This window comes from Ruegeria sp. BI11 (genome assembly GCF_056538005.1).
Genome location: NZ_JBQFSM010000007.1, coordinates 147,663 through 171,987 on the forward strand (window position 1 = coordinate 147,663; position 24,325 = coordinate 171,987).

The following is a 24,325-nucleotide window of genomic DNA, read 5'->3' on the forward strand; positions in this document are numbered from 1 at the left end:
CTCGAGTTGGAATGTGAAACTGAGACCTCAGTTAGTAGCCTCTAACAGTCGTTGGTTATGCTCATTCAGGGTGTCGGAGATGATGGCGTACCATTCCCCGGTTTCCCGCATTTCGTTCAGGCCTTTGTTCATCAGGGCTAGGTACTTTTGACCCTGTGGATTGGAACGGTGGGTAATGAAGCGCAGCGATGACAGTGTTGAGACATAGGGGTTTTCAACGATGTCATTCGTATTCAACCCCATCCCGCTCATGGCATCTGCAAACAGTTGCACCTCGAACGTGGCGACGTCCGCAGTTCCGGTAATGACGGCATCAAGGCACTCACGCGCAGTGGCCGGTTGCAGCACGGTCATCGTTTCGTCGCGGCGCAAACCTTCTTGCTCAAGATCGTGCAAGGGCCAGCCTTCCATACGGCAGATTGTGGCGCCGTGGAGATCTTCGAAGCTGGTTGCTGCTGCATACTGGCTTTCGGGCAAGCTGTAGAAACCAAAAACGATGTCATAGACCGGCGCCGATGCGTGGAACTGAGTGCAGCGGATCTCGGTTTCCCAGGACCATTCGTAGCTTCTGTTGGTGCAGTCCGGGATGTTCCAGGCCATCGAAATGTCGAATGCGCCCAGAGGCAACAGTGTTTCGATGTGCGAATTCCAGTCGTCAACGAAGCTGATCGAGTATTGCTCGTTGTTACCGGCGCGTTGCAGGGTCGTGGTGCCCAGTCGGGTGATAAAACCGCCGCCGTTCAGAGTTTCGTCTGCGAAAGGCGCCCAACCGTTTCCTGTCACCAGTTTGATCGGTTGTTTAAACGCGCCTTGCGAGGAAGAGTTGGCGTACCGTTGTTGCTGTGCCGCGATAATGTCGCGCGCACTTTGACCGTTCGGCAGGCTCCCGTCTTCACAGGGAAGCACAAGAGACAGCCCGGGGGTCAACGCGTTCGGATTGTTAATATTCTCGCGGTTTGCGTTGAAGATAGGTTGGTAGTTCGACGTACCGTATGCAGCAATCGCAATGGTGGCCATCGTGTCACCATCTTGTACGGTGTAATTCGTACACGCTTGCTGGGCGGCAGCGGCTCCGGCGCTTAGAGCGATGACGGCAGCAGTTGTCATCACAACATTGTGGAGCTGTAGTTCGGGCATTCTTTAGTTTCTCCAGATTGAATTTGAGAAGGCTTTTTGTCGTTTCAGCCGTTTTCCATTTGATGGCGCAGAGCGGTCGAAACGATGTCACGCCATTCGCCAGATTGCTGCATGATCGCCAGACCCTGGTTAAGCGTCTCAAGGATCGCTTCCCCATCCGGATTATCTTTGTGGGTCATGACGTTAAGCGACTTGATCGCCGCTAGGTTGGGGTTTTCGAGAATACGGTGCTCATAGCCGAGGCGGCTGATTGTTCCGACGGCTAGGTGGGCCTCGATCGCGGCGATATCTGCGGTGCCTTCCATAACCGCGTGAAAGCAGTCATCCGGAGACACCGGGCGCATCAGCGTGATTGCGGGTTCGTACAGTCCCACCGCATCCATATGCGACAGTGACCAGCCCTCAGGGCGGCAGATCGTGGTGCCCGCAAAATCGGCATAGGTCAGCGTTTCTTCATAGCCCGATCCTGCACGGGCAAAAAAGGTGTCCACGACCTCGTAGAACGGGTTCGAGAAATTGTAGGTTTCGCATCGTGCACGATCTTTTTCCGACAGTGCCTCGGGCTCTTCGCAATTGGGGCGCGACCAGGGGAAGGTGCCGTCAAAGGCCAGTGTCGGCATCAGCAGGTCCAGATGCGAGGACCAGTCGTTGACGAACTGAATCTTATAGGCTTGCTCAGGCGCAGCCCGCAGCATCGCGGTTTCAACCAGGTTGGTATACAGGCCGCGATGGGGCAGGGCTTCGTCCGTGAAGGGCGCATAGTTGCCGCCGGTGATCAGCAGTAATTGGCGATCGCGGATATTGGGGCGTTCTCCGCTATTCGCGTTGCGGATCAGCGCGGCGCCTTCGGCACGGGCAGCTTCGATTTCTTCACCGGCGGCGGCTTTGGCCGCAATCACGGCATCCTCGCTGGCCTTTTTTGCTTCGGCCTTTGCTTCGGCAACGCGGGCCTCGGCCTCGGCTATGGCTTTGGCCGCGCGCTTTTCGGCGGCTTCAACCAGTTCGGCCGCCATCTCGGCTGCCATGGCCTCGGCTTCGGTTTGCGGAACATTCGGCGCACGTCCGATATCTTCCAGACAAGGCAGGTTCAGAACATCACCCACGCGGATGATGTTCGGGTTATTGCCGATCACGTCTCGGTTGGCGTCAAAGATGATACGGAAATCCTCGGTCGAATAGACTTCGATCGTCAACTCGCGCAGGCTGTCGCCCGATTGGATTTCGTAGGTCGAGCATGCCTCTTGCGCCGAGGCGGCTCCGGCCGCGGCAGCCAGTGCCAGGCTGGATATGAACAGATGAGGTTTCATGGGTCCTGTAACTTTGCCTTAGTTAGTTTCTTGTTAGTCTCACAACGCCGATCGAGGCATTGTCCTGATCCGGGTCGCCCTTGGCGTGAAGGGCCTGCCACAGCGCATCGGCGATGTCCTGCGACCAAGCGTGCACATTGGCTCGCACAATGGTCTGAATTTCTGCATCGCTGAGAAATTGCAGCCCGTCACTGCCCAGGATCAGCACATCATCAGCGGTCAGATGCAGCGGCTCTTCGGGGCAATCGACTTTGGGAATTGCAGCCCCCATGATCACCGATGTCAGCTGATTACGGTCCGGATGGACCTGCGCTTCAGCCTCGGTCAAAGTGCCCTGGGCCACCTTTGCATCAATGACCGGAGCCATTGAATGATCTTCGTTGATCTGGCGCAAAACCCCGTCGCGGAACAGGTACAATGGGCTATCACCGATCGAAATCCAGAACAGGCGCTGGTCCAGCAAAAGCACACCCAACAAAGTCGACCCCATGTTGAGGCCATCACCTTTTTCCTCACAATGAGCGGCGATAGCCGCATTGGCCTGCATAGCAGCCATGGGCAATGCGTCGATTGCTGCGCTTTCGGTCGGGGTAGTGCCATCAAGTTCAGCATCCAGCGCTTCGCGCCAGGCGGCGATCACCAGTTCTGATGCTACTTCGCCTGCCGCGTGTCCGCCCATACCGTCAGCGACAACTGCATAGCTGGCATTGGCTGCATCGAACATACGCGCTGCGACCGCGTCTTCCTGCGTGTCGCGCTGACCCTTGTCCAGGATCAGTGCAATATCATATGCCGGTTGCGCCAGCATCTATCAGGCATCCCGCCAGTCAAAGCCGTCGTCACAGAAGGCGGCAAACCGGATTGATGTTTCGCTGATCCGGATCAGGTCCCCGCTGGACAGCGCCACGGTGCTGAGTACGGGCTTGCCATTCAGACGAACCAGATTGGCCTTGCCGCCATGACCCAGATAGCATTTGCGATCTTCTGGATCATAAGCAATCACGGCATGATTGCTGCGCGAAATACCGGTGTCACCAAAGTCCAGTTGAATGGCCTGATCATCGTTGCGGCCAATCTGCATCAGACCTTCGGTTAAAGTGATGCACGAACCACGTCCTGGACCAGCGGTCACAACTAGCCAACCCACGGGGAAGGTTTCCTGCGCAGTTTCGGTCTTGGCCACCGGCTCTGCGCTTTCGATCATTTCCTGAACATGCGTGTCCGCGCGTTCAAAGCCAAGAAACGTGGTCTTGACGCGACCGCGACGGTCCTCAGCGGCAGGGGTTTGCACTGGCTGCGGCGGTTCGGGTGTAATTTCTGGTTCAGGTGAGATTTCCGAAACTAGTTCGGGTTGAGCAGGTTCAACCGGTTCGGGCTGAGCAGTTTCGAGTGTTTCAACAACAACCTCGATAACGGATTCTTCCTGCGGTGCCTCGGCCTGAACGGGTTCTTCGTCGGTTGCGATGTGTAGCGTCACGACCGGCTCTTCAAGTTCGGACGGGGACTCGGGTGTCTCAAAGATGTTGTCCTGCGTCTCTTCTACAACTTCGGTCACCACTACGTCTTCCGCAGCAGTTTCGTCCTGCTCGTCGGAAAACTCGGGCATGTCCTCTTCAGGGATCAGCTCGTCAGTGTCTTCGTAGGCTTCAGATGACATGTTGCCACCGGCTAGAGCATTGCGCAGCGCATTGAAATCCGCGATCGGCTGGGGTTTTTCAGCCTCGGGCTCTGCAGTTTCTTCGGCGACCACTTCAACTTCGGTTTCTTCTTTGGGTTTGCCGGCACCTTCGAGAAGCCGGCTGAGAGGGCTTTTATATTTGAACATGGTGTCGACACCTTTGCTTTCTGACACAGGATTGTTTTCCTGTGGGGGGCTACTAATCGCCTCTGCGCGCATCGGCACAACGGCACTAACAATCTGGAAACCAAACCAACTTTTACCTACCGCGACGGGCCGGTTCCCGTCAGGGTGGCGGATTTCCGGGCGCCACCCTCAGCTTTCACATTGCGGTAGATCACTTACGAACCGGTCAGATTACTCCTGCGCTAGCTGCATGACGGCAGCCGTTTCGGCGCCGTTGCGCGATACGGTCAGGCGGGCCTGGGACTGATTATCTGAGACAAGGGTTTTCAGCAGAGTATCCAGGCTCTCTTGTTCGTTCAGGACAGCCCCGGTCTGTGAATCCGAAATCAGAACGTCCCCATTCCGAAGGCTTCCTGCTGCATCGACGGGGACGGTGGTGACGACGGTCTGCCACCCCTGACCGCCTTCATTGCGTACGGTAAACCCAAAGCCGTTTTCCAGGCCGACCATGCGGATGGCGGGCAGGGCCAGCAAGCCGTTTTTGGCCAGGGTCTCACCTAGCGGGCGATAGCGCGCTGTCACGCGGATGTACCCGTCGGGATCAACGGACAGATCATCCAGTACCTGCGCGGCGAAGCTTGCATTCTCACGAATAGGCTCGCCGTTCAGGGTATAGATCGCAGCACCGCGTTTGATCCAGTCACCGATAACCGACATGTCCTGTGCCGGGTCAACGCCAGTTACAGCGATGACGCTGCCCGTGGATGCGCGACGTCGAGATATCTGGAACGGAATTTCGACATCCCAATGCGAGAAGGCAACTTGCGCTTCTGCCGGGGTCCCTGCCGATTCAGGTGAAGGTGCGACGAGTGTGGATTCGGCTGTCTGGGCTTGCGCCTCTTCTGTTTCAGCCGATGCGGCCTGTGTCTGCTCGACAGGCGCCGGAGTGGGTTCTGCCTTAACGGGCGCCGGTTCAACCTGTTCCGGCGCAGTTTCGATCTCAGCCACCTGCTCAGCAGGGGCTTCGGTTTCAGCGACCTGTTCAACAGGTGCTTGGGTTTCGGCTACCTGCTCGACAGGTGCTGCCGTCTCAGACGCCGCGGGCTCGGTAACGACTGCGGTATCCTGTGTCGGTTCTGTTTTTTCGCCGGACATCAGGAAATATCCGCCCGCGGCCAAACCGGCCACTACAACGGCGATGCCCGCGACCAGTTTACCGCTGCCACCCGATCCGCTTTTGACCACGGTGTCCACAGCCACAGGTGTTTCTTCCTTGGAGGTGAACTTGGCGAGCTCATCATCGTCCTTATCTTCGTTGCCTAAAGCAAGATCTGCATTGCCAGCCAGCAGGGCGGTCACCACGGCCTCGGCGTTTTCGCTCTCCGCCTTGATCCGGGCCTTTTCAACTTCTTCATCTTTGCGGTCCATTGCGACGATGACTGAAACAGGACGGTAGTCAAAGGTATCGAACATGACGCCCGGACCGCGGAACATGCGCAGCCAGTCCAACGCGCTTTGCAGGCGGTCGGTGGTGTGCACCTCCATCGCCTTGTCGATCGCCTCGAGGAACCCGTCCGGATAACCTTTGAACTGTCCCGCCAGCGGGGTATATGGGTCGTTTTGGCCGTTGTTGAATGCGTTCAGGCGAGTCTGGCCGTCAATCGGACGCTCGCCGCTGATCGCGTGATACAGGGTGGCTGCCAGAACATAGAGGTCGCTGCTGGGCCCCTGATCGGCGCCGCGCACATAGAATTCGTGGGGCGAATATCCGTCCTTGATCACCCGCAGGGTCAACAGAGCCGCCGATTGATGCGCCGCTTGCTCGCGCGCAGCGCCAAAGTCGATCAGAACCGGATCGCCGTTTTCGTCGATCAGGATGTTGTCGGGCGAGATGTCGCGGTGCAGCATCCCGCTTTGGTGGATGAAAGACACTGCTGACAGCATCTTTTCTGTCACCTGTACGATGAAATCCGGACCGGCCTTGTTGTCCGAGTTTTCGACGTAATCCAGCAGATCGCATCCTTTGATGAAATCCATCGCGATATAGGCGGTATTGTTGTCTTCAAAGACCTGATGGACATCGACGATATTGGGATGCACCAGGCGCGCGTGGTTGCGTGCTTCTTGAATGAACAAGTCGATGATGGCGCGGAGATCGTCTTTGTGATCTGGATCGGCGGGCTCGACCGTGTCGCCGTTACGGTGACACAAAGCGCCCGGATAGCATTCTTTGATCACCACATCGCGTTCAAGGCTGTCGCGGGCCAGATAGGTGATCCCAAAGCCGCCATTGCTTAGGAAACGCAGGATTTCATACTGACCGCGCAACAGTTTTGCGCCGGGTTGAAGCCCTTCAATTTTCGGTTCGTCGTGCGATGCACCGACCGCCTGGTTGTGGCTCATTTCTTTCCGCCCGTTCTGATCGTTTTGCGGTTAAACCAACTGGGTCAAATCGCCCCGAACTCACAACCAAACACAACCGCAGGACACTTGAGACGGTTAGACGTTTCAAATTTGACTTTATTGGGGCCGCCTCATGGCTTCACTATGGATCGTTTTTGACCATAAACAACATGTAGTGTTTTGATGAATTTCTGCGTCTATATATTGAAAAACAGCCTGCACAAAATGCAGGCTGATCGGTTGTTTGTATCCGCTTGGTCAACGGACTCAGAAAGTCTTAGATTCGATTCTAAGGTTTCCGAATCGCTGTTTGGCGACTCAATTTTAACGAGAAGTTATCAGGTTCCGGTTTTTGACTGTGCAGAATCCACCCGGCTGCCGGCCCAGGCCAGGTTATCGCTGAGCTGCGCCAATATGCTGATCGCGTCTTTCAAAGGGGCGTCTCCGCTTTCAAATTGCAGCAGCAGCAACAAGTCGGTGGCCTTCTCGAACTCGCCCGGAATCCAGTCAGCAGCAGGGTCGATTTCGCCCCCTTGTTCCAGACGTTCAGCAAAATCTTCGACGATTTCCTGACATGAATGCAGAAAGGCCGCGGGTTCGATATCGGACGCCTCGCGCAGGTCTTCATAGATGCTGGCAATTGCGGCCAGCCAGTCCTCGAGAATCGGGTTTTCGAGCGGTGGCAAAGCGGATTCCAGCGTGGCTTGCATGGAGGCTGCGTTTGTCTGTTGCGGTTCGGCTTCGGGAATATCCAGCGTTTCAAGATACGGCAGGAAGTCCTCTTTCAGATCTGCCCGTGCGGCCTCAAGGTCGGCTTGGCGGCGGGTCGATGCTATTTCCAGAACCTGTTCGGCCAGACCCTGACCGCCACAAGTTTCCCATAACGCGAAATCTGGTTCGGGCTCCTGTGCCATGGCGCGGACGGCGACCGGGGTGCCGATCGGCACAACCGAGCGGAACAAATCGCCCTTTTCCTTGTTGAGGCGCGACAGAACCCGATCAAGTGCTTCGTTGACATGCGGGAGATCGGTATGGGTGACGGCCAGCAAGCTGTTGGCGCGCAGTTCTTGCGGGACTTGTACCCACAGATGTCGTTCAGTCTCGCGCCAGGCATTGGTTCCGTTTGTGCACCAGATCGCGCAATCGACGTATTTCAGCAGATCGAGCGTTTCTTTGTAATTGTCGTCCAGCGCACCGGTTCCCGGCAGATCGAACAGAGAGATTTCCTGCAGGGCAGGGGTATTCAGCCCGACCGAAATGAAATCGGGCTCATCCGCAGCAGCTTTTTCCAGCGCGATGCCGGAATAGACCTTGGGTTCACGGTCCCACCAACCCACAGTAGTTTCCGGAGTTTCAGAATAGGCCACGATCACCAGTGGCAATTTCAGGTGTTGCGGTCCGGTTGGTAGGATATCGGCCCCGGCCAGCATATTGGCGAGGCTGGACTTACCAGCCCCGAATTCCCCGGCGAAACCGATATTAACCGCGTTGGACAACCGCTCGGCATGCGCCAGCGCACGGTCGCGCATATCACCCAGAGCCTCATCGGTTTGCAGGTTTTCGGTCGCGTTCAGAAAGCGTTCAAGTTGTCTAACTTCCTGTTCGGTTCCGGGAAATTCGATCATTCCGCAGCCTCTGCTAGTAATTTGTCTACGTCATCCGCGCCGAAAATGGCGCTCAGTTCTGCCGTGATGCGCTGTGCTTGGTCAAGAGCCGTTTGCGCTTCTGCGCGTTCATTGGTTTTGCCGCTTCCCATCCGATTTTCAAGATGGCCAGCCAGCAGGGCCAGATAATGATCCAGAACGGTGTTCAGGCGTTCCAGCAAATCGGCGCGTGCGGTGTCCACCAGATCGTCTCCGATCATCTCGAATTCCTGCACGATCATGCGTTCTGCGCGGGCGACAACGCTTTTGCGCGATATCAACCGAGACAGCCAGCTGACTCGCAGTTCAACCGTAATGCCACGGGTCAGCGCCGTGGTGTCCGGGCGGAACCAACGAACGGCACTGGTATTCATGCGGTTGTCACTAGGGTCCTGCCAGCCGGGCAGGGCACGCAGGGCGGCATTGCTTTGCATGTCGATCGAATACAGCTCGCTCAGCATCCGCTGACGCACCACCTGCGTGGCTCCCTGAACCAGTTCGCGCATGCGGTCGCGTAGCGGAGTAAAGTTCAGTTCGGTATCACCGCCCTTGGCGAGCAGAGGTGAATCCCCGTTCGGTCCCCGGACCACGGCCGAGACCGCCTCAGCCACGGTGTCATCCATGACGCCGCGTAGATTGGCCAGAACATCATCCATGTCATTGACGATTTCCGACGTCTTCTGTGTAACAAGCGAGCGCAGATCGGTTAGCGTCTTGTTATTCTCATCGCTACTATCGGTGGTAGGAATGCTTTCTTCCTCGATAGCGCGCAGATGGGCTTTACTGCGTTCAAGCTCGCCTTGGGCAAAACTGTTAAGGTGCTGCCACGCCATCCGCAGCTGTTCGTTGCGCGGACCCTCGGTCAAGGCGCTAGTGACGTGCCGACGCAGATCAGGCAGGCCCGAGGCGATCATCGCGGCAAACCGCAAGACGCCTTCGCGGCTGATCGGGCCCGAGCCACGTTTGATTTCCTCGACCCCGTCCAGATACTGTTTCATCTGTTCGGGATGCGCGCGCAGCCAAGCCAGGACCTCATCATGGTCGATGCCGGTTTCGTCGCCGGTCAGCGCATAATGCGCCCACTGCGCGCTGCCCATCAGCACGTCGATGTCCGAGTTGCCAAGCGCCTTTTCCAGACCGTCCATCACATCGGCGCGGACCTTGCCCGCATCTTCGGCACCGCCGCCCAATTCGTCGACACGGTTGATGAAAACCACGATCTGACCCAATTCCAGTGCCTGCATCAGGCGGAACAGTTTCAGATCAGCGCGCGACAGGGCTTGGTGCGCGGACAGGACCACAACAAAGAAATCGGATTCCTTGAGATACTGACGCGAGATTTCCTCGCGGATCAAAAGCGGGTCGTTGACGCCCGGCGTGTCCGTTACTGTCAGCGGGAAAGGGAAGTGGCCGATGTCGAAATAGACCTCGGCCTTGCGGGTGATGTCACTGTAAAGGCCACGATCCGATCCCGGATCGTGCTCGCCTTCTTCGGTCGGATCATCCCCGGCACAAACATAGCGCGCCAGATCGTCCGAGTTCAGCTCATCAAGGTCATGATGCTGGCCCAGCAGGTGCTTATAGCTTTCGCCCAAGCGCAGTTTGGCGCGGGTCTTCATCGCCTCGACCTGCTCTTCGATCATCTCGCGCTTATAGCTGTCCTCGTCATCGGGGAACATGTTGCGGAGCTCTTCGCCTTCGGCGATCAGCGCTTGCCACTGGCGGTTGTCGAAGAAATGGAACTCGGCCCCTGCGGTGCGTCCCGAAGGGTGGCCGAAATGCATATCGGTGATCACCGTCGTCCATGGGTTCACATCCGACGGCAGATATTCGGCCTGCCCGGTGAAGCCGTTGATCAGACGGGATTTGCCAGCCTTGATCTGCCCGACAAAGGCAATCGAAGGTTTCAAATTCGTCAGGTCACTGACGATGCGGGAAATGAACTGACGGGTCTCTTCGTTAGAGGCGCCGTTCATGTCATCGGCAATACGGATTAACTCGCGACGGTTGGTCTCACTCATAAACTTTACCCTGGTAACTTGTAATCACGGATAGAATTAGTCGAAAAATTGAATGTTTTGGCCGAGGTCATCCGTCCGGCCTCTTCAGACTTGTCCACAGGTTGACGACCGCACCCAGCTTACGTGCCTCGTGCACGGCTATTGCAAAGTTCTCGCCATCATTCAGGATCGCCAACCCAGCCCCTTTTCCGCCCGAAGGACGCATTACAATCAACTGTGGTTGATCCATTGCGGTGGAGCTGTCGTCATTCCACCCAGCAAGATCGCGGGCAAAACGAGCCAATAGATCGGAATTAGGATGTAGCGGACCTTCTTCCGCGCAATCGCCACTCGATTGCAGTGCCGCCCCGTCAGCGCCAGTCGCCAAAACACGACCCTGCGCAAACCGCTCGGAACCGTCATAAAAACGCTGCGCCAGAGTGTCTGTGTGTACAGCCTCATCGACGGGTGTCGCATCCTCCGGTTCAGAGTTGCCTGGAACGATGGAAATAACCGGCTCCGCCGGAACTTCTATGTTTTCACAGGCGGTTTCGATCTCGCTGAAAGTGATGCCGACATCATCCGCTTCAAGTGCGGAATCCGGTTGCAGAGAAATCAGCTCAAGCGGTGCCGGTGCACAGGCGATGTCGGTGACCAACTGCGCCAGTTTGACGGCAAGATCCTCTCGCGACTCCGTTTCGAAATCAGGCGCGATGCCGGATTGCACGCGAAACACATCGGTCACCCGAGAGCTATTGACCTCGATCGCCAGGCAATCGCCATTGCCGGCGGTGAATTCCAGCCGACGGGGCAGAATGGTGCCGCGAATGGTGCGCAACACTTTTTCGCGCCGCGCCTGAGCCGTTTCGCCCGGTACGGTAACCGCCGGATTAAGGCGGGCGACAGACGCGCGACCGATATCGTCGAGCAGCTCAAGTATGTCCGTGTCCATCATGCCGTGACCCCCTCTGGTCCCGTCTAAACTGCAGCCGCTACCGGCCCCAGGCTGAGATGCGATTTTGTCAGCGCCAACCCGACGTTGGCGCTGTTGTGACAGATGTAGCAGACCACATGATCGGGATATTCCCGGGTCCGCAGAAAGATGTGCAGCCGTTCATTCGAAAACACCGCGATTTCCCCAAATCCCGGGCTGTCCAATTCTTCAACTCCGGCCGAGCGCAACAATTCCTCAAAGGCTTTGACGCCGCGTCCCTGAAATAGGTTAGCCACGGCAATGGCCAAAGTGTCCAGAACGTCCGCGCTGTCTGCATCCGTGGTGTTGGTCCCCAGCAACATCCCCGTTTCCATATCGACATACCCGGCTGCAATGCAGTCGGGTATGGTGTCTATCGCGGTGTTCAGTGCGGCTTGGATCGTCATCGCTTTCTACCTGCGTATCTGGTCACAACACATGGAATTCCGCGCCGCCGTTTTTCGAAGCTTTCGGAACCGTATGCATCGTTTCCTTGGCGTGACGTGCGTAATGCTCGGCGGCAATCTGGTCGAACTCTTTAAGGAATGCGTTGAACACTTCCTTCATGCCGTCAGCATCGTCCGGCAGATCCTCATCCGCAGTGATGTCGCGCCACATGGAGGCCGCGCTAAGCGGTTTACCCGCAGGGACGTTCAACAAGTCTTCCAGTTTCTCACTGTTTTCCTCTGCCGAGACCGTCTCGTCAGCAGCACCATTGGATAGGGGCACAACCTGCATGTCCACAAGGCCATTGGATTCGGGCTCGGGCTCATACTCGTCATCATTGCCTTTCGGCTGTTCCGCCATCAACGCCGTGATTGACGAGACCGAAACATCGGCGCTCTGTCCTTCCGGTGATTGGTCAGCGGGTTCGACCTGCTCGGGCGTGCCTGCCAGCTTGTCTTCCAACGACGAGATGAAAGGGTCCGAGGCTGCGGGATCTTCGGCAGAATCTGCCGCATCCGAGTCCGACAGAAGGTTGATATCGTCATCTTCGTCCAACTCATCCTCATCCAGCAGATCGAACGAGTCTTCTTCTTCAAACGACCGAACGTGTTCGGATAAGCTCAGGCTGTTTTCCGGCGTGTCGCGGAAAAAGGCGCGCAGTTCATCCTCTTGAGCTTCCTGGGCCGGTTCAGCAACCTCCGTTTCCGTCACCATCTCAGCGCGCAGGCGATCGGCCTCTGCTGCGTCAATGCGTTCTTCGCGGTCGGTATCGCCGACACGGCGCTCGACACGGGCCGGACGGATTGGAAAGTTGGTGACAACTTCATTTTCTGCGCCCGCTTCAGTCTCGGGAACAGGGTTCACCAGTTTCAATGGTGCCGGTTCGTCAGTTTGTTCTGCTTTCCGCTTGGGGCGAATAGGCTGAACCCGAGGACCGTCGGACAGGCTGTTGTCGATCTGATAGCGTGCCAGTATATCGGCGCGGTTATCCATGATCTGTTCGGTGATCTCAAGGAAACTGTCGACCATCTTGCCGCCACCGCTGCGGGCCCAAAGCTCGGCGTCGCCGCTCTTGTCCCTTGCGGTGATCGCGTCACGTGCCGAGAACAGGATCGACCGGTTGAACAGATGACCTGCCTCACGGTTCACACGGCGCAGCACTTTCTGGCGATCTTTCTGGCCCAGAACGTCCGCGCGGGTGACCAAAAGCAACGAGTTATGTTGCAGCCGCTCGGGCAGAGACACCCAAGTCGCGCGCTCGGTCTCGCGCCAAGCTTGCGTCGCATGGGTACACCACAACACGCCATTGGCCTGTCCAACCGCGCGACGCCAGACGTCGCTTGAGATTTTTGGATCAGAAATGCCGGGGGTGTCGATCAGGTCCACCGCTTCCAGAATGTCGGCTTCTAGGAAGATGCGAACGAACTGGACGTCGTTCACCCCTACGGTTCCTAGCTGATCCAGCGTGATGTTCTCGCGGTCGCCATTATGGCGCTGCACATAAGCCGACTGTTTACCCCAACTGAACCACACGGGCGGCAATTGCGTTGCTGTGACTTGAGTTGGCAACGCCTGTGAGCGAAGCAAAAAGTTCATCAGCGTCGATTTTCCGGCACTGAATTCTCCCATCAACGCAAATATCGGTTTGCGCCGGGACCACTGCTCGATGCGTTCCCATGCCTTAGGAGAGACGAAGCGGGTTTTTGAATCTTTTGCCATGTCGCTACTTATGCTGCCTCGTTACTAAGATCTTTCAGGATGTCGCCCAGAATATCGTCACGCGATTTCTTGGGTTTCATACCCGCCATCAGGGCTGCCTGGTTTGGGTCCTGCTCGGCCGAGGCCGAGATACTCAGCAGGGTTTCGGCCTGCTCGCGCAGGAAGTCCGACAACCCAGCCCGGACGTTTTCCAGAACGGCCGCGATCTGATTTTCTTCAAGGTCCTTGGTGATCGAATTCGCCTCGGACGCGATCAGTCGCGTGTAATCGGCGGCATATGCCTCGAACCCTTTGCGGCGTTGCCACCAGCGACGCCACCATGTGCTTTGAAGGTCCAGCGCGATGGTGCGTCCGATGCCCAGCGGTGGTGGAACGCGTGGAACTATCGGGGCTTCGATACTGAATTCACCCAGATGATTGCCCAGCAGCTTCTGGTAAAGCGCCTCGACATCCGCTGCCGCGGTGCTGTAAAGCGCGCCCGCTTCTTTGCGCATGGCGCGAGCAAAGCTGAAATAGGCCGCCTTTTGCAATGTACGCAGGCCCGCTGGGTCATATTGCCAGGTGCCTTCCTCGCCATTCTGCTCGAGATGCGCAATTAGCGAGTCGGTGGCCCGTTTGACAAAGTTCGCTTCGGCCGACTTGAGCCGTTCCAGCACTTTGTCGCGCAAAGAAGTCGTCAATTCTGCGACCTTCTTTTCATATTCTGCGGCAACCTTGGCGATGGCCTCTTCGGGGGACACGCCGTCCAGATCGCGTACAACGCCTTGTCCGTCAGACAGGTGCTTGGCCACTGCAGTCGCCCGAATCTGGCTGGCGATATTGCGGGCGCGATGACGGACACGGTCCAGAAGGCGTGTTCCCGCCCCGTCAGCGATTCGTTCATTCATAGCCAACAGTAGATCCGGCAGACCTGACAACGCCCAGATTTTGTCTAACGAAGGGGCCTGATCACCGAATCCTGCGGCCAGATAGAAGGTGTTCAGGGCTTGCCGCGACTCTTCTGTCAGAATGTCGGGATTGCCGGTTAGTGCGGCTTCGGCCCAAAGGGCGCTGCCGAACACAACGCTGGTGTTGGTGTCGATATTGTTCTGTTTCAGTGTGTCCTGAATCCGGTCGCGGATTTCGGGCACCTGATTGACCGGATCGGACAGCTCGTCGATGCGATTCACAAACAGGATGATCTGCCGGTTTTCGAATTGCGCGATGATCCGCATCAGCGCCATGTCCATCGTGGTCAAAGCTTGGCTGGCGGCCAGTACAACTACGCAGACCTCAGATCCGCGCAGGCTACGCAGGGTGATCTGCTCGCGCACCATAAAAGTATCGTTGACGCCGGGTGTGTCGCAGAGTTTCAGCGAGATCGGATATTGCGGAATGTCCATGAACAATTCCGCAGATTTAGTGACGTCGGCAAACCGCCCAGTCTTGGGGTTAATGTCCGGGTCTTCGTCGTCACCCAGGCAGACATAGCGCTGGATCAGCTCTTCGTCGAAATAATCGTATTGGTGGCTTTGCCCCAGGATCAGGTCAAAATGCTGGCCCAGGCGGGCTTCGGACTTGGCCTTCATCTCTCCGATCTGGCGGCGGATATCTTCCATTTCGTCATCCGCACCGGCGCGATTGGCCAGCTCGCCCAGACGGCCGCCACCGACCATCAGGTTGTCCCATTCTTCCTGTTCGAAAAAGGTAAACTTAGCCCTTTTGTCGCCCTCAGTGCGGGCGTTGATGTTCAGCGTGGTCACCACCGAAGTCCACGGGTTCACATCCGACGGCAGCAGAGCAGGGCGCCCGGCCAGAATGTTCACAATCGAGGATTTGCCTGCTTTGACCTGCCCAACCAGTGTCACACTGGCCGTAAAATTCTCCATCTTCGTTTTGAGCGTCGCAAGCCGCGCCGAGGATCGCGCATCCGCCACCTCTGTCAATTGGTCGATCTGCGTAGACAGCGCAGTCATGGCCGAAGTCATCGGCGTCAGCGCCTCATTTCCTACGGACAGAAGGTGGTCATTTCGGGCCATGGTCAGCCTCCGGTTCCAGTGGCAGCGATGGGATGGTGGTCCTGACCGTCAGGAGAGCTCGTCATAATGTCGATCCGGGCAATCAGGTTCAGCGCATTGCCCAGAATCGCGGCCTCGTCACTGGGTGAGATCGACTCATAGGCTTGAGAATCGGCAAGCACTTCGATCGAGCTGAACTGTTCACAGTTTTCCAGCAAAGCCAGACGGCGTCCGGTCGGGAAATTCTTTGATTTGGTCTTTGGCAGCGGCATGCGCGAATTGGCAAGCAGGTAATGTCCACCGGAATGCGTGCGCAACGACACACCAAAGCCAGTGTTGGGGTGATCCCGGTTCAAGGACTTCAGTTCACCAAGAAAACTTTCGCGGGCAAGACCAACGGCGTCTTGCTCAGTAGAAGCAGCGTTCATCATATTGGTCACAGCTAAGACCCTCGCATTCGAGTTGAGCAAAAAGGAACTCGTACTATGCCCGAAGGCAAAAAGACTCATTAACTCCCGTCCTCCATAATTGTTGGCAAGGCGGTGTTATTTTGACGCGAATAAGATTTTTTGGCGTTTGAATTGTGGCGCAAATATGGTCGCTACTCACCAAGTGAATTCAACTCTTGGTCGAGCTGCAATGCCTCAACTACGTTCGAGTTATGGAGGCAGTGTTGAAAGTGGGGTTGGTGCTTGAACTGAAATGGCAACCTATATTCTATGTAATAATATGATTTTAAACAATAATATTGTAAGTTGTAGTATTTTCTTCCAGTTGAAGCCCGCATCTTGTCGATTGCAAGATTGCAGAAGTCACCAAGTCATTTCTTCTTTTCACCTAACGTACTCAACGTAAGCGAGTTTAACTTCATAGCTAATTTTTCTATGTCCACGTTTGGATTACAATTGATGGTGCGATCAAATTGGGGTGACGTAAAATCTGAATTAATTCCGCCAAGGCAGAGATTTGTAATTTTTCAATAATATCTTTGGTTAATGACCCGATTCTACATCTCACGTATCATCAAGGGCATCGGTCCTATGCGTCAGACATGGGGCATCGTTCAACAAACATTGTCGCGGAATAGAGATCAATAATCTTTGTTACAAGCCAAATTCCCTCTCGCACTCCACCGCAGGCTTTGTTATTGAGCACGTCGATCCGGTACTCATGACCGGCCGTGCGGGTGTGGCGAAATTGGTAGACGCACCAGATTTAGGTTCTGGCGCCGCAAGGCGTGGGGGTTCAAGTCCCTCCACCCGCACCACTTTAAAATCAATAGATTTTTTCGGCGACTCAGGCGACCTTTGCACAGATTTCCGATGTATCCGCCACAAGTTGCGCCTTCAATAGAGACGCCTCGAAGGACTTCAAGATCGGACGAGCGGCCTCGTGACCCCGTCCCGAAGTCACATCAAGCTCTGGGAACAACGTCTGAATTTCCATGACACTCTCTTCGTCCAACGCGGCAGTCCCTGCTTTGCCTAAAAGCAGGCTTTCCGATGCGACGCCATTGGCCCAGACAATTTCATGATCATCAAACAGCAGGTGGAAATACTCGACTTCACCACCTGTCCGCACTGATATTCCTACACCATCGACCAGATGCTTGGCCGATGCGAGAACCTGCGGATTGGCAAATTGCAGTTCAACCTCGGCCCCTTGCATTAGAAGGCGGTGTTGCGGGCTGACCTCAAAAGTGTCTTCTGCCCCCAGGGTACCCACATGAATCCTGATGGGTGCAAATTTTCCGATGGCCGCCATGGTGCGCCGACCAATCCAGCGAATCGGCTGTGCGCCATTGTCCATTGTCAGCACTTGATCCCCTACCTGGAGGGATTCGATGGGTCGGGGGCCGCCGGGACAAGCAATCATCGCTCCTCGCGCAAAACACAGAGGATCGGAATCGGCCCGGTCCCCAAACATCGAGTATCCGGTATTACGACCGTTGGAGAAAATGGGCGTAACCAGTTCGAGAGACTGGATCGCGCTTGCATCAATTGCATCCTGATCCGCGTTGCTCTCGAACTCTGGCGCCCAATAAGTGTTGCCATTGGTATCTTGGAAAACAACGGCCGTAATATCGACGGTGGTTCCATCTGTATAAGTAATGACCGCGTCGAAAACCATTGCGGCATCAAAGGATTGGGGTGGTCCTCCGTCGATGCTGAACTGGTCATTCGAGACGTTATTGTCCAGATCATAGGCCGTGGAGTCCCCACCGCTGAAACCCGATCCCGCTGGCGAGAACGTCTGTCTGCTGTCAAATAGCGGGTTTGCCCCGGAGCCATAAGTGCCGAGACTCGCGTTGACTGCACCTGGGGCCAGGTTTGAGTTACCCTCAGAAGGGTCCCAGATTTGTTGGTTGCCAAGGGAAAAGACGGTAAACGTTGTCGTCATGGGATACTCGTAAAAACAAAAAACAATCGTACAACGGTTAATTAGCCCCTGATTTCTTAAAAATTCAAGAATTTTTAAAAGATGATGCGTGTATGCGGACCAGAATTCACGGAACAAACAAAGGTCTGAGCGTATTCTAATTGGTACACGGGATCAGCCATTCGATCGAAAACAAAAAGACGGGGCTTGCCTTGGGATAATATGAAAACGTCCTGACGTGGCGTTTCTAATTCAACGACTCGCGGTGCATATCCTTGATGGACGGCTTTCTCATGTTAGGATCGCTGTCATGCTCGGCAGGGTGCAGTAAAAACTTGCATTCGAAAGGGTGAAACAAACACTGTTGAAAGAAAGCGGTTTGTTGGGTCAAATGCCCGGAACTGTACTGTTTTTCGATACAGCAAACAAAAAAGGCCAAAATGGCCAGTCCACCAACGGAGGTCACACAATGACAATTTCAAACACTCTGAAGCCCGCCCTGCTGGCTTCAGCAGCGATGCTGTTAACTCAGGGTGCCGCTCTGGCCGATCCCATTAAGATCGCCGTCAACGAATGGACGGGTCAGCACATCTCGGCCCATTTTGCAGGGGCGTTGTTCGAACAACTGGGTCACGAAGTCGAGTATGTAACCGCAGGTGCCGTGCCGCAGCTGGCTGCTATTGCGGAGGGTAGCCTGCACTATCAGCCCGAACTGTGGACCAACAACGTTGGTGACATCTATCCCAAGGCTGTTGAGGCCGGTGACATCATCGTTGTCGGCGGTCTGGGGCTTGAGCCGCAGGAAGGCTGGATCTATCCGCCATACATGGCCGAAAAATGCCCAGGGCTGCCCGCCTATGAGGCGTTGTATGACTGTGCGCAGGCTTTTGCCGCCGCGGATACTTTCCCGGATGGTCGTCTGATCACTTACCCAGCAGACTGGGGCACCCGGTCCGCTGATCTCGTCGAACTGATCGATTTGCCGTTCAAACCGGTTCCCGGAGGGTCCGAAGGCGCAATGCTGGCTGAACTGAAAAGTGCCGTGGCCGCCGAGCAGCCGATCCTGATGATGATGTGGCAGCCGCATTGGGTCTTTGCCGAAACCGATGTGAATTGGGTTGAATGGGACACGCCGCATGGCACTTGCGACGAAGCCAGCCAGAAACGTGGTGAGGCCTGTGGATTCCAGCAAGCAACCGTCGACAAGATTGTGGCCAAGGATTTCGCCACGACCTATCCGGATGCAATGAAGATGGTTGAGCTGATGAGCATGACCAATGACGTGCAGAACGGATTGATCCTGGAAGTGGACCAGAACGGGCGTGAAGTCGAAGAGGTCGTGGCAGAGTGGATGGGGGCAAACGAAGACGTTTGGCAGCCCTGGGTTGCAGCAGCAAAACAGTAACCCTCTCTGACGTTGGTGGAGCGCCTCTGCGTGCTCCGCCCATTTTCAAGGCTGCCGAAATGACCGCATCTTCCCCGACCAACACCCCGAAACTCTCCTGCAAACACGTTTGGAAACTTTACGGTAAGGGGGCAGATCAACATTTGCGCAACACCGACATAGCAGGGCAGGACCCGTCCGAGGCCAAAGCTCTGGCGCAGCGCATTCGCGATGACGGTGGCATTGTTGCCTCGACCGATGTCAGCTTTGACGTCATGCCGGGTGAAATCTTTGTAATCATGGGGCTTTCGGGATCCGGAAAATCCACCATCGTGCGCTGCTTGTCTCGTCTGGTTGAACCGACCGCCGGTGAGATTCTACTGGATGGTGAAGACCTTCTGAAAGTCTCAGCGAAGGAACTGATCGACATACGCCGGCACAAGATGGGAATGGTATTTCAGAGCTTTGGTCTGATGCCGCATCTGAACGTTCTGGAAAACGTGGCCTTTCCGCTGAAACTGCAAGGCCTGGACGACAAAGAACGTCTAGAGCGTGCCGAGCGTGTGATCTCATTGGTTGGTCTGGAGGGCCGTGAAAGTAGTTTTCCCAGCCAATTGTCTGGCGGTCAGCAACAGCGTGTCGGTATCGCGCGATCTTTGGCTGTGGAGCCCGAGGTCTGGTTTTTGGATGAACCATTTAGCGCGCTGGACCCATTGATCCGCCGTCAGATGCAGGACGAATTCCTGCGGCTGCAGCAGGAACTGCACAAATCCATCGTCTTCATCACTCATGATTTTCTTGAGGCGCTGCGTATTGCCGATCGTATGGCAATCATGAAAGACGGCGCGGTGGTACAGATCGGGCGACCGGTAGATCTGATCCTGAACCCGGTCGACGATTATGTGCGCGAATTCACCAATGATGTTCCGTGGGAGCTGATCCTGACTGCGGGCGATGTGGCCTCGGATAATGCGCCGCCGGCTGGGATCAAAGAGGTTCCTGCCTCGACCAATGTTGCAGACCTGTTGCCCTATTTGGCCTCACACGACAACGGAGTGGCCGTTCGAAAGGACGATGCGCTGGTACACATGACCAGTCAGAACGTGATCGCTGCTTTGGCCAGCGGTGTATCCGACGCCTCAGCGGTCAAGGACTGACCTCATGGATGCAGCTTCGAACAGATCGCTGGTGGTTTGGCTTGCGGTCACGGTGCTTGTGGCCATTTGCGTCGTCTTTGCCAAAAGCCTTGGGCCGTTGGTCACCTATCCTGAGGCGTTGGTGTTGCCGGTGACCGATCCGATGAACACCGCGATGCGGTGGTTTGTCGTGACTTTCGGCTGGTTTTTCAAAGGCATTTCCTGGCTGTTGGACTGGCCGATACTGCTGGCCAAGACACTTTTGCATGCGGTGCCATGGGCGGCGTGGTTCGTGCTGTGGGTCTATCTGGCCCTGCGTGCTGGGGGTAGGGGGCTTGCGATTTTCACCGCCGTCAGTCTTTTGTACATGGTCACGTTTGGGTTCTGGACCCAGTCGATGAACTCTTTCGCCCTTGTGGTGGTGTCAATCCCGTTGGCAGTGGCATTGGGATTCGCGCTGGGGACATGGGGGTTTCTGTCCGACCGGGCCTATCGCATCATCATGCCGGTTCTGGATTTAATGCAGACGGTTCCGGCCTTTGCCTATTTGCTGCCAATCCTTTTGCTCTTTGGTTTTGGCACGACCGTCGGCCTGGTCGCCTCGATCCTGTTTGCCTTTCCACCGATGGTGCGCAACACCATTGTCGGTCTGCGTGGGGTTCCGGACGAGGTCATCGAAAGCGGCTTGATGAGCGGCGCCACCCCATCCCAGCTGTTCTGGCGGGTGCGGGTTCCAACGGCGCAGCGGCAAATACTGCTGGGGGTGAACCAGACGACAATGGCCTCCCTGTCGATGGTTATCATCGCTTCGATCATCGGTGGCACCAACGATATCGGATGGGAGGTTCTGTCGACCATGCGTAAGGCGCAGTTTGGTGAAAGCCTGCTCGCCGGAATCGTGATCGCGTTGATGGCCATGGTGTTGGACCGGATCACCTGGGGGTTTGCAGTTCAGTCCAGTTCAACCAAGCGCGGTGCTTCGGGTTGGATCATCTGCGCTGCACTGTTTGGCGCGGCGTGGCTGCTGGCTTTATTCTTCCCGCCCCTCAAGGACTGGCCCGAAGCGTGGGTGCTGAACCCGGCCCCGGCAATGAATGCTGGGCTCGAGTGGGTCTTTGTCGAATTCCGCACCGTGCTTGAGGCAATCAAGCGGGCCGCGCTGTTTTATCTGATGCTGCCGATCAAGATCGGGCTGTCTCAAGCCGTCAGCCCGTTTACCTGGGGGTTTGGCATGACCCCGGCGGTAACAATTGGCTATGCACTGATCGTCACGGCAGTGGCTGCGTATTTCGCGCTAAAAGGAAAGATGCTTCCAGCACTTTGGGTGATCCTGTTTGCTCTGGTTCTGTATTCTGGCCTGACCGGTTTGGCCTGGGTGGCGCTTTGTGCCATCATCGTGGCTCTTGCCTGGCAGGCCGGAGGTAAAAACCTTGCTCTCTGGGCCTTAGCAGGGGTCGCCTTTTTACTGCTGACCGGTATTTGGGAGCCGTCGGTTATTTCTCTCTACCTCTGCGGGGTAGGCGTTCTGCTGTCCTTCCTGTTCGGCAGCGCCATCGGAATTTGGGCGTCTGAAAATGATACCGTGTCACGCATTGTGCGGCCCGTGATCGACACGCTGCAGACCATGCCCTTGTTCGTAATCCTCATCCCCTTTGTCATGGTGTTCAAGATCGGCGAATTCACGGCCCTTCTGGCAATCATTGTTTATGCGATCGTTCCGGCGATCCGATATACCGAACACGGGTTACGTAACCTGCCACATGACGTGATTGAGGCCGCAACGGCCATCGGCACGACGCCCCGGCAATTGCTGTGGCAGGTGAAGCTACCCTTGGCGGTTCCTTCAATCATGTTGGGCCTGAACCAGACGATTATGTTCGGCATCTCGATGCTAGTAATCACTGCACTGGTTGGAACCGACGATCTTGGTCAGCAGATTTACATCGGTCTCGGTGACGGCGATTTTGGGGTCGGTATGACCGCAGGCATCGGCATGGCCATCATTGCCATGATTGCCGACCGCATTACTCAAGGGTTCAGTCAACAAATTCAGGCACGTCTGGGAGTGAAACTGGACGATCACTTCTGACACCACAGATTTGCGTATCCGGAATGATAGTAAGAAGTGGCGAAAAATGTTGAGTTTCTATCAGGAAAACTTCTTCAATCGGACTTTCTCATCTAAGCCTTCACACTTCATAAAGTTATCAGAAGAGAAATCCTATCTTGGTGAAATCTCAATCTTAGTAAAAGAAACTGGAATTCAGCTTTCGTTGAATTGGGAGGTGGCGTCGCGAAGACGACCGGTTCGACGATGGGGCAAGTAAGCCTCACCTGTAAAGGTCGGCGATTGGCAACCCGTACTTGCATACGTGATTTCTATCGGTTGCTGTGAATCGCAGTGTCGCATCATCAACAAGATGCGGCGTTCAACAGGGTTACGAGGAGGGAAGAATGAACGCGTTTCATAAAATAAAACACTCGGTTGTGGGCGCCTTATTGGCCGCGGGCATTTCGTCGTCGGCTTGGGCTGCAGAGTTCGACTTTAAACTGCACCATTTCCTGAGTCCGAAAGCGTCGGCGCATGCGAAGATGCTGGAGCCCTGGGCAGAACGGATCATGGAGGCCTCGGACGGGCGCATCTTGATTGAGATCTTTCCATCCATGACGTTGGGTGGAAAGCCACCACAGTTGCCACGTCAGGCGCGTGATGGCGTTGTCGATATGGCTTGGATGGTAAACGCTTATGCTGCCGGGGCTTTCCCGCGGACGGAAGTCTTCGAATTACCCGGTGTCCATCAGGGTGAGAGCGCCGCTGTGAACAAGGCGATGCTGGAAATGTACCCTGACGAATTATCTAAGGACTTCAAAGGTCTCGTGGCCTTGTTCCAGCACGTTCATGGCGGCAATGCCATTCACATGGCCAGCGAACCGGTGCGGTCACCGGAAGAGTTCGCAGGCAAAAAAATCCGCATCCCGTCACGGACTGGCGCATGGGTGCTGGAAGCGCTGGGGGCCAGCCCAGTTCAAACATCAGTCGGTGAAATACCTGTCGCTCTTTCAAAGAAAGCCATCGACGGCGCGCTGATCCCGTTCGAGATCATCCCCCCGCTGAAAATACAAGAACAAACGAAATATCAGATCGAGGGCCCTGATGGAAAACGGCTGGGAACCACCACGTTTTCCTTAGTTATGAACGAGGATCGCTGGAACAGCCTACCGGCCGATATTCAGCAGATTTTCATCGAAAACTCAGGCCCTGAATGGCATGCGGAAGTGGGCGAAATCTGGGACGGTTCCGAAGCGTTTGGAATAGACGTTGCCACCAAGGCCGGGAACGAGCACATCCAATTGAGCGAGAAAGAATGGACTGCCTTTGAGACAGCGCTCGAGCCGGTGGCGGCGCGCTGGATTGCCGAAATGAACGAAAAGGGCATCGATGGGCAGGCCATATACGACCGCGCCGTCAGCCTTGTTTCTCAGAATATGAGTTCGCAGTGATGTGATGCGGCGGCAGAATAGAGGTGGCGTGGCAAAGTTTGTAATTATTGCCCGCCACCTGATCACAATTTGAGCGCTTTTCGGCGGGTTGTCTTGATCGGCGTAGTTTTGGTGAATGCTTGGTCAATCTTGACCGGTTCTATCATCAACAAGCTCTTCCTAGAGGATTTTGAGTTGGCCGAGATTGGCGTAGCGATTGCCGCTTTGCTGATCTAGGGGGTGGCGTTCAGGATATCCATACTCCACCCCCGGTGGTCCTGATCACTCATGCGATCATTGTCGAGGCCTATGCTGTAACAATGATCTTGATTGCCTTAACTCCCGGTTTAATCGCAAAGACCTTCTTTATCCTTATCATGCTGCCCTACTGCTGGTGAATCGGGATGTCGGCTCCTCGGGCGAAATCATCACTCTCGATGTAACTGTCTTCATCATTCGGCTCAGGCACCGAATGTCCCGACGCGGGATACGTTTCTGGGGGTATTGCCATTTTCA

General features: G+C 55.7%; 17 protein-coding genes and 1 tRNA gene. 5 read left to right on the top strand and 13 right to left on the bottom strand.

Translation table 11 applies throughout. The features are described 5' to 3' along the window. Window positions 1-27: 27 nt before the first annotated feature. The 12 genes from ACR0DT_RS16025 to ACR0DT_RS16080 all read right to left on the bottom strand — a co-directional run bounded on the left by ACR0DT_RS16025 (window position 28) and on the right by ACR0DT_RS16080 (window position 15,861). Window positions 28-1,137, bottom strand: coding sequence for a LysM peptidoglycan-binding domain-containing protein (locus ACR0DT_RS16025; RefSeq protein ID WP_480711723.1), 1,110 nt, complete (start codon window positions 1,135-1,137; stop codon window positions 28-30). 44 nt (window positions 1,138-1,181) lie between these two features. Beyond that, entirely contained in the window at window positions 1,182-2,444 is a 1,263-nt protein-coding gene (locus ACR0DT_RS16030; protein WP_480711724.1) for a substrate-binding periplasmic protein, read from the bottom strand. 22 nt (window positions 2,445-2,466) lie between these two features. Continuing rightward, window positions 2,467-3,252 (bottom strand): PP2C family protein-serine/threonine phosphatase, encoded by a 786-nt coding sequence (locus ACR0DT_RS16035; RefSeq protein ID WP_480711725.1) that lies wholly within the window; start codon window positions 3,250-3,252, stop codon window positions 2,467-2,469. A 3-nt stretch (window positions 3,253-3,255) separates the two neighbouring features. Further along, on the bottom strand, window positions 3,256-4,269 hold the full coding sequence (locus ACR0DT_RS16040) for an FHA domain-containing protein (protein ID WP_480711726.1): 1,014 nt from the start codon (window positions 4,267-4,269) through the stop codon (window positions 3,256-3,258). Window positions 4,270-4,479: 210 nt separating this feature from the next. Further along, a complete protein-coding gene (locus ACR0DT_RS16045; RefSeq protein WP_480711727.1) occupies window positions 4,480-6,651 on the bottom strand; it encodes a serine/threonine protein kinase in 2,172 nt (723 codons plus the stop codon). Between the two features lie 338 nt (window positions 6,652-6,989). After that, the gene (locus tag ACR0DT_RS16050) at window positions 6,990-8,276 is read right to left on the bottom strand and encodes a dynamin family protein (protein WP_480711728.1); all 1,287 of its coding nucleotides are present in this window, start codon (window positions 8,274-8,276) and stop codon (window positions 6,990-6,992) included. Next, a complete protein-coding gene (locus ACR0DT_RS16055) occupies window positions 8,273-10,315 on the bottom strand; it encodes a dynamin family protein (RefSeq protein WP_480711729.1) in 2,043 nt (680 codons plus the stop codon). The genes ACR0DT_RS16050 and ACR0DT_RS16055 overlap by 4 nt, the downstream gene beginning before the upstream one ends. A 67-nt stretch (window positions 10,316-10,382) precedes the next feature. Next, window positions 10,383-11,249 carry a hypothetical protein gene (locus ACR0DT_RS16060; RefSeq protein WP_480711730.1) on the bottom strand — a complete coding sequence of 289 codons (867 nt, stop codon included), beginning with the start codon at window positions 11,247-11,249 and terminating at the stop codon, window positions 10,383-10,385. A gap of 23 nt (window positions 11,250-11,272) precedes the next feature. Beyond that, the gene (locus tag ACR0DT_RS16065) at window positions 11,273-11,674 is read right to left on the bottom strand and encodes a hypothetical protein (RefSeq protein ID WP_480711731.1); all 402 of its coding nucleotides are present in this window, start codon (window positions 11,672-11,674) and stop codon (window positions 11,273-11,275) included. A 22-nt stretch (window positions 11,675-11,696) separates the two neighbouring features. Next, a complete protein-coding gene (locus tag ACR0DT_RS16070; protein WP_480711732.1) occupies window positions 11,697-13,433 on the bottom strand; it encodes a dynamin family protein in 1,737 nt (578 codons plus the stop codon). An 8-nt stretch (window positions 13,434-13,441) separates the two neighbouring features. Beyond that, window positions 13,442-15,451, bottom strand: coding sequence for a dynamin family protein (locus tag ACR0DT_RS16075; protein ID WP_480711733.1), 2,010 nt, complete (start codon window positions 15,449-15,451; stop codon window positions 13,442-13,444). 2 nt (window positions 15,452-15,453) lie between these two features. Then, window positions 15,454-15,861 carry a hypothetical protein gene (locus ACR0DT_RS16080; protein WP_480711825.1) on the bottom strand — a complete coding sequence of 136 codons (408 nt, stop codon included), beginning with the start codon at window positions 15,859-15,861 and terminating at the stop codon, window positions 15,454-15,456. 751 nt (window positions 15,862-16,612) lie between these two features. On the opposite strand from ACR0DT_RS16080, the gene ACR0DT_RS16085 reads away from it, so the two are divergent. After that, window positions 16,613-16,697 (top strand) — tRNA-Leu (locus ACR0DT_RS16085). A 29-nt stretch (window positions 16,698-16,726) separates the two neighbouring features. Here the strand turns inward: ACR0DT_RS16085 and ACR0DT_RS16090 are convergent. Then, the gene (locus tag ACR0DT_RS16090) at window positions 16,727-17,947 is read right to left on the bottom strand and encodes a Hint domain-containing protein (RefSeq protein ID WP_480711734.1); all 1,221 of its coding nucleotides are present in this window, start codon (window positions 17,945-17,947) and stop codon (window positions 16,727-16,729) included. A 331-nt stretch (window positions 17,948-18,278) separates the two neighbouring features. Between ACR0DT_RS16090 and ACR0DT_RS16095 the strand changes: the two genes are divergently transcribed. From ACR0DT_RS16095 to ACR0DT_RS16110, 4 genes are all read left to right on the top strand, one after another. After that, the gene (locus ACR0DT_RS16095; protein ID WP_480711735.1) at window positions 18,279-19,214 is read left to right on the top strand and encodes an ABC transporter substrate-binding protein; all 936 of its coding nucleotides are present in this window, start codon (window positions 18,279-18,281) and stop codon (window positions 19,212-19,214) included. A 59-nt stretch (window positions 19,215-19,273) separates the two neighbouring features. Next, on the top strand, window positions 19,274-20,350 hold the full coding sequence (locus ACR0DT_RS16100; RefSeq protein ID WP_480711736.1) for a quaternary amine ABC transporter ATP-binding protein: 1,077 nt from the start codon (window positions 19,274-19,276) through the stop codon (window positions 20,348-20,350). A 4-nt stretch (window positions 20,351-20,354) separates the two neighbouring features. Next, window positions 20,355-22,418, top strand: a complete 2,064-nt coding sequence (locus ACR0DT_RS16105) for an ABC transporter permease (RefSeq protein WP_480711737.1) — start codon at window positions 20,355-20,357, stop codon at window positions 22,416-22,418. 365 nt (window positions 22,419-22,783) lie between these two features. Continuing rightward, window positions 22,784-23,830 (top strand): TRAP transporter substrate-binding protein, encoded by a 1,047-nt coding sequence (locus tag ACR0DT_RS16110; RefSeq protein WP_480711738.1) that lies wholly within the window; start codon window positions 22,784-22,786, stop codon window positions 23,828-23,830. Window positions 23,831-24,325 lie beyond the last annotated feature (495 nt).

Bases quoted from the DNA above. Each gene is read 5' to 3' on its own strand.
- ACR0DT_RS16025 (WP_480711723.1), bottom strand. From the start codon at position 1,137: ATGCCCGAACTACAGCTCCACAATGTTGTGATGACAACTGCTGCCGTC.
- ACR0DT_RS16030 (WP_480711724.1), bottom strand. From the start codon at position 2,444: ATGAAACCTCATCTGTTCATATCCAGCCTGGCACTGGCTGCCGCGGCC.
- ACR0DT_RS16035 (WP_480711725.1), bottom strand. From the start codon at position 3,252: ATGCTGGCGCAACCGGCATATGATATTGCACTGATCCTGGACAAGGGT.
- ACR0DT_RS16040 (WP_480711726.1), bottom strand. From the start codon at position 4,269: ATGTTCAAATATAAAAGCCCTCTCAGCCGGCTTCTCGAAGGTGCCGGC.
- ACR0DT_RS16045 (WP_480711727.1), bottom strand. From the start codon at position 6,651: ATGAGCCACAACCAGGCGGTCGGTGCATCGCACGACGAACCGAAAATT.
- ACR0DT_RS16050 (WP_480711728.1), bottom strand. From the start codon at position 8,276: ATGATCGAATTTCCCGGAACCGAACAGGAAGTTAGACAACTTGAACGC.
- ACR0DT_RS16055 (WP_480711729.1), bottom strand. From the start codon at position 10,315: ATGAGTGAGACCAACCGTCGCGAGTTAATCCGTATTGCCGATGACATG.
- ACR0DT_RS16060 (WP_480711730.1), bottom strand. From the start codon at position 11,249: ATGATGGACACGGACATACTTGAGCTGCTCGACGATATCGGTCGCGCG.
- ACR0DT_RS16065 (WP_480711731.1), bottom strand. From the start codon at position 11,674: ATGACGATCCAAGCCGCACTGAACACCGCGATAGACACCATACCCGAC.
- ACR0DT_RS16070 (WP_480711732.1), bottom strand. From the start codon at position 13,433: ATGGCAAAAGATTCAAAAACCCGCTTCGTCTCTCCTAAGGCATGGGAA.
- ACR0DT_RS16075 (WP_480711733.1), bottom strand. From the start codon at position 15,451: ATGGCCCGAAATGACCACCTTCTGTCCGTAGGAAATGAGGCGCTGACG.
- ACR0DT_RS16080 (WP_480711825.1), bottom strand. From the start codon at position 15,861: ATGATGAACGCTGCTTCTACTGAGCAAGACGCCGTTGGTCTTGCCCGC.
- ACR0DT_RS16095 (WP_480711735.1), top strand. From the start codon at position 18,279: ATGACAATTTCAAACACTCTGAAGCCCGCCCTGCTGGCTTCAGCAGCG.
- ACR0DT_RS16100 (WP_480711736.1), top strand. From the start codon at position 19,274: ATGACCGCATCTTCCCCGACCAACACCCCGAAACTCTCCTGCAAACAC.
- ACR0DT_RS16105 (WP_480711737.1), top strand. From the start codon at position 20,355: ATGGATGCAGCTTCGAACAGATCGCTGGTGGTTTGGCTTGCGGTCACG.
- ACR0DT_RS16110 (WP_480711738.1), top strand. From the start codon at position 22,784: ATGAACGCGTTTCATAAAATAAAACACTCGGTTGTGGGCGCCTTATTG.